The sequence below is a fragment of the Enterobacter sp. BIGb0383 genome, assembly GCF_003751845.1.
Taxonomy (GTDB): domain Bacteria; phylum Pseudomonadota; class Gammaproteobacteria; order Enterobacterales; family Enterobacteriaceae; genus BIGb0383.
Genome location: NZ_RJKQ01000012.1, coordinates 1 through 4,349, shown reverse-complemented (window position 1 = coordinate 4,349; position 4,349 = coordinate 1). Strand labels below are relative to the sequence as shown.

The following is a 4,349-nucleotide window of genomic DNA, read 5'->3' as shown; positions in this document are numbered from 1 at the left end:
TAGTGGCGAGTCGGGGTGTCATATTCAACGTGAGAAGTGTTGATGGTGATACCACGAGCTTTTTCTTCCGGTGCGTTATCGATCTGGTCGAATGCGCGAGCAGAACCACCGTAGGTTTTAGCCAGAACGGTAGTGATTGCAGCGGTCAGCGTTGTTTTACCATGGTCAACGTGGCCGATAGTACCGACGTTAACGTGCGGTTTTGTACGTTCAAACTTTTCTTTAGACATCGATTGTCCCTCTAAGACACGGATAAATCGGTGATATCACCACATCAACCAGGCAACATGCCTGACTTGTTGAATGCAAGTAAAGTAACAGAGAGAAACGGGAGGGAGAAAAGAAGTGGTGCTGATACCCAGAGTCGAACTGGGGACCTCACCCTTACCAAGGGTGCGCTCTACCAACTGAGCCATATCAGCACGTCTGGAGCGGGCAGCGGGAATCGAACCCGCATCATCAGCTTGGAAGGCTGAGGTAATAGCCATTATACGATGCCCGCATCCTGGAAACTCGGCTACCCAGTTCTTTCTGTACAAAAAAAGAGATTGCTCTCTTTTTATTGTTTGAGTCGATTCGGTTTTCTGAATCAACTCAGGCGACGTAAAACGTTGCCAGAAAGTGGTGGTGGGGGAAGGATTCGAACCTTCGAAGTCTGTGACGGCAGATTTACAGTCTGCTCCCTTTGGCCGCTCGGGAACCCCACCGGACTTGATGGTGCCGACTACCGGAATCGAACTGGTGACCTACTGATTACAAGTCAGTTGCTCTACCTACTGAGCTAAGTCGGCATCAAGTAGCGCGCATTCTAGGTAGAGCAGCGAGCGCTTGCAACTAAAAAATTGCATAAAACGTTCTATCGCTCACATTTTGCGCTCCGGCAGGCAAAAACGATGCAAATTCACACAATAAGGGATAAAAATTCGGGATCGGGTCAGGTTGAGCGCCATGACTGGCGCACAGAAAGTATCCTCTGTCCGATGATTTCGTGATGCTTTTCCGGGAAAGCGGCAGTCGATCGTATTTTTTCTTATAATCACCGGCATCTGGTGTTAACCTCCTGCCCATTGTCCGGATTAACCTAAACAAAAACGCCATTTCACTTTCCGGGAGGCGATGTTCCCGGTAGATATCCTCAGAAGTGGCGAGAAGAAGCATGTTTATGAGCCAAAAAGTGCAGACGCTAATGACGCCGTACCTGGAGTTCAATCGTAGTCAGTGGGCTGCGCTTCGTGATTCCGTGCCGATGACCCTGACAGAGGGTGAAATCGCACGCTTAAAAGGGATTAACGAAGACCTTTCGCTGGATGAAGTGGCAGAGATCTATCTTCCTCTGTCGCGCTTGCTCAATTTTTATATCAGTTCCAACCTGCGTCGACAGGCGGTGCTGGAGCAGTTCCTTGGCACTAACGGCCAGCGCATTCCTTATATCATTAGCATTGCCGGTAGCGTTGCCGTCGGTAAAAGCACAACCGCACGCGTACTGCAGGCTCTGCTCAGCCGCTGGCCGGAGCATCGTCGGGTTGAGCTGATCACCACCGACGGTTTTCTTCATCCTAATCAGGTGCTGAAAGACCGCGGGATAATGAAGAAGAAGGGCTTCCCTCAGTCCTATGATATGCACCGACTGGTGAAGTTTGTGTCCGACCTGAAATCCGGCGCGACGGACGTCACCGCTCCGGTCTATTCGCATCTCATCTATGATGTCATCCCGGATGGTGATAAAACCGTTGCGCAGCCGGATATCCTCATTCTGGAGGGGCTGAACGTACTGCAGAGCGGAATGGATTATCCTCACGATCCGCATCACGTGTTTGTCTCCGACTTCGTTGATTTCTCTATCTATGTCGATGCGCCTGAAGAGATGCTGCAGAGATGGTATATCAACCGCTTCCTGAAGTTCCGTGAAGGCGCGTTCACTGACCCGGATTCCTATTTCCATAATTACGCCCGGCTATCGGAAGAGGAATCGATTGAGGTTGCTTCCTCACTGTGGAAAGAGATCAACGGTCTGAACCTGAAAGAAAATATTCTTCCGACCCGGGAGAGGGCCAGCCTGATCCTCACGAAAAGTGCAAATCACGCCGTTGAGCAGGTCAGATTAAGAAAGTGACAGAAAGCAAAAAGGGAGCCTCGGCTCCCTTTTTCTTACTCCGCGCTGCGTAGCGAGATTTCACCGCCCATCCAGGGCTTCACCGTGCCGTTTTGCTCCAGAAGGAGCGCGCCCTGTGCGTCAATACCGCGTGAAATGCCGAGGATTTCCTTATCGCCGATAATCAGTTTGACCTGTCGGTTCAGGAAGTTATCCAGCTTATCCCAGCGGGAAAGATAAGGCCCAAGGCCCTCTTGCTCAAATACCGTTAACGCCGCACGTAGCTCTTTTATCAGCTGCACCACAAGCGTGTTGCGATTGATGGTCACCCCCGCCTCCTGCAGCGTAACCCATGCCTGATTGACCACATCGCTTTCCACTTTTCGCATCACCATATTGATGCCTGTACCAATCACGATATGCGCAGCATCTCCGGTTTTTCCCGTTAATTCAACGAGGATCCCAGCCAGTTTACGATCGTCAAGGTAGAGGTCATTGGGCCATTTAACGCGCACCCGATCGGCCCCTAAACTCTGCAATACTTCGGCAATCACGATCCCAATGACCAGGCTTAAACCGATGGCGGCAGCGGGTCCCTGCTCCAGTTTCCAGTACATAGAGAAGTAAAGATTAGCGCCAAAGGGGGAGAACCATTTCCGACCGCGACGACCGCGGCCTGCCTGCTGATATTCGGCGACGCAGGTATCACCGGAGCGCAGTTCAGCCAGCCGGTCGAGCAGGTACTGGTTCGTCGAGTCAATCACCGGCAGCACCGCGACGTGGCCCTGATTCACCTGTGCCTGGATAAAGGACTCATCCAGCAGTTGAATCGGCTCGGGCAGGCTGTAGCCCTTTCCGGGGACGGTAAAGACATCAATCCCCCAGTCACGCAGGGTCTGAATATGTTTGTTAATCCCCGCCCGGCTCATGCCCAGCGTTTCACCCAGTTGCTCACCAGAATGAAATTCGCCGTCAGCAAGGAGGGAAATCAGGGTTAATGGAATAGTATTGTCCTTCACGCGATCGTCTCCACTGCATTCACCTCACCCCGGGCGCCGATAAAGCGAACTTCCGGCTCCAGCCAGACGTCAAATTTTGCCCCGACCTGCTGACGTACGTAGTGCGCCAGCTGCACAACATCGTCACTGACGGCATGATCAATATTCACCAGGACCAGCGCCTGCTGACGATGTACCGCCGCGCCGCCGATGGCCTTACCTTTCAGCTGACACTGGTCGATAAGCCATCCGGCAGCCAATTTTACGCTGCCGTCGGCCTGCGGATAATGGGGTGCCGAAGGAAACAGGGCCAGCAACGTCTGCGCCTGCTCAGGGCTCACTACCGGGTTTTTAAAGAAGCTCCCGGCATTACCGTTCACTTTCGGGTCAGGCAGCTTTGTCATGCGCATACGGCACACGGAGTCAAAGACGTCGCGTGGCGTGACGGTAACGGGATCGAGACGGGTCAGATCGCCATAGGTTAATACCGGCTGCCAGGATTTTGCTAAACGCAGACCGACGCCGACGATGACATAGCGATCCTGATATTCATGTTTGAAAATACTGTCGCGATAGCCAAAGTGACATGCCTGGGCAGAGAGGCGGTGCGCCTTCCCACTTTCCAGCTCGATGCAGTCAACATAGGCGCAAACTTGCTGCAGTTCGACGCCGTAGGCACCAATATTCTGGATCGGAGAAGATCCTACGCAGCCGGGGATCAATGCCAGATTTTCCAGCCCGGCGATGCCTTTATCGAGGGTAAACTGCACCAGAGCATGCCAGTTTTCACCGGCTCCGACGTGCAGGCACCAGGCATCATCCTCTTCCGTTATTTCAATGCCCATAATGCGGTTAACGATCACCGTTCCGGCATAGTCTTCCAGGAACAGGACGTTACTGCCCTCGCCCAGGATCAGCACCGGCTGTCCTTCACTCACTGCGCCCTGCCAGGCATCCAGTAGCTGCTGTTGATTCTCAGCGCGCACGATATTGTTCGCACGACGCTCGATGCCAAACGTATTCCAGGGTTTTAGGGAGTGGTTCATAGATGCTTTCCTGATGCAAAATCCCGGCTATTTTACCGTATCTGCGGGGGGAAGGCTTGTGTGGATTGGCAAACAACAGATAAAACAAAAGGCCCAGTCTTTCGACTGAGCCTTTCGTTTTATTTGATGCCTGGCAGTTCCCTACTCTCGCATGGGGAGACCCCACACTACCATCGGCGCTACGGCGTTTCACTTCTGAGTTCGGCATGGGGT

General features: G+C 52.8%; 4 protein-coding genes and 4 tRNA genes. 1 reads left to right on the top strand and 7 read right to left on the bottom strand.

Annotated elements, in window-relative coordinates; genetic code table 11:
• The 5 genes from EDF81_RS23795 to EDF81_RS23775 form a co-directional block, all read right to left on the bottom strand.
• Positions 1–230, bottom strand: a 230-nt coding sequence (locus tag EDF81_RS23795) for a GTP-binding protein (protein WP_032449286.1), incomplete at its 3' end; no start/stop codon positions are given.
• Positions 231–346: 116 nt separating this feature from the next.
• Positions 347–422, bottom strand: a tRNA-Thr gene (locus EDF81_RS23790).
• A 5-nt stretch (positions 423–427) separates the two neighbouring features.
• A tRNA-Gly gene (locus tag EDF81_RS23785) sits at positions 428–502 on the bottom strand.
• A gap of 120 nt (positions 503–622) precedes the next feature.
• Positions 623–707: transfer RNA gene (locus tag EDF81_RS23780), tRNA-Tyr, on the bottom strand.
• A gap of 8 nt (positions 708–715) precedes the next feature.
• Positions 716–791, bottom strand: a tRNA-Thr gene (locus tag EDF81_RS23775).
• A gap of 371 nt (positions 792–1,162) precedes the next feature.
• On the opposite strand from EDF81_RS23775, the gene coaA reads away from it, so the two are divergent.
• A complete protein-coding gene (gene coaA, locus EDF81_RS23770; RefSeq protein WP_123350683.1) occupies positions 1,163–2,113 on the top strand; it encodes a type I pantothenate kinase in 951 nt (316 codons plus the stop codon).
• A gap of 35 nt (positions 2,114–2,148) precedes the next feature.
• Here the strand turns inward: coaA and birA are convergent, their stop codons facing one another.
• Positions 2,149–3,111, bottom strand: a complete 963-nt coding sequence (gene birA / locus EDF81_RS23765) for a bifunctional biotin--[acetyl-CoA-carboxylase] ligase/biotin operon repressor BirA (protein ID WP_123350681.1) — start codon at positions 3,109–3,111, stop codon at positions 2,149–2,151.
• Positions 3,108–4,136 carry a UDP-N-acetylmuramate dehydrogenase gene (gene murB / locus EDF81_RS23760; protein ID WP_123350679.1) on the bottom strand — a complete coding sequence of 343 codons (1,029 nt, stop codon included), beginning with the start codon at positions 4,134–4,136 and terminating at the stop codon, positions 3,108–3,110. The genes birA and murB overlap by 4 nt, the downstream gene beginning before the upstream one ends.
• Positions 4,137–4,349 lie beyond the last annotated feature (213 nt).

Bases quoted from the DNA above. Each gene is read 5' to 3' on its own strand.
- murB (WP_123350679.1), bottom strand. From the start codon at position 4,136: ATGAACCACTCCCTAAAACCCTGGAATACGTTTGGCATCGAGCGTCGT.
- coaA (WP_123350683.1), top strand. From the start codon at position 1,163: ATGAGCCAAAAAGTGCAGACGCTAATGACGCCGTACCTGGAGTTCAAT.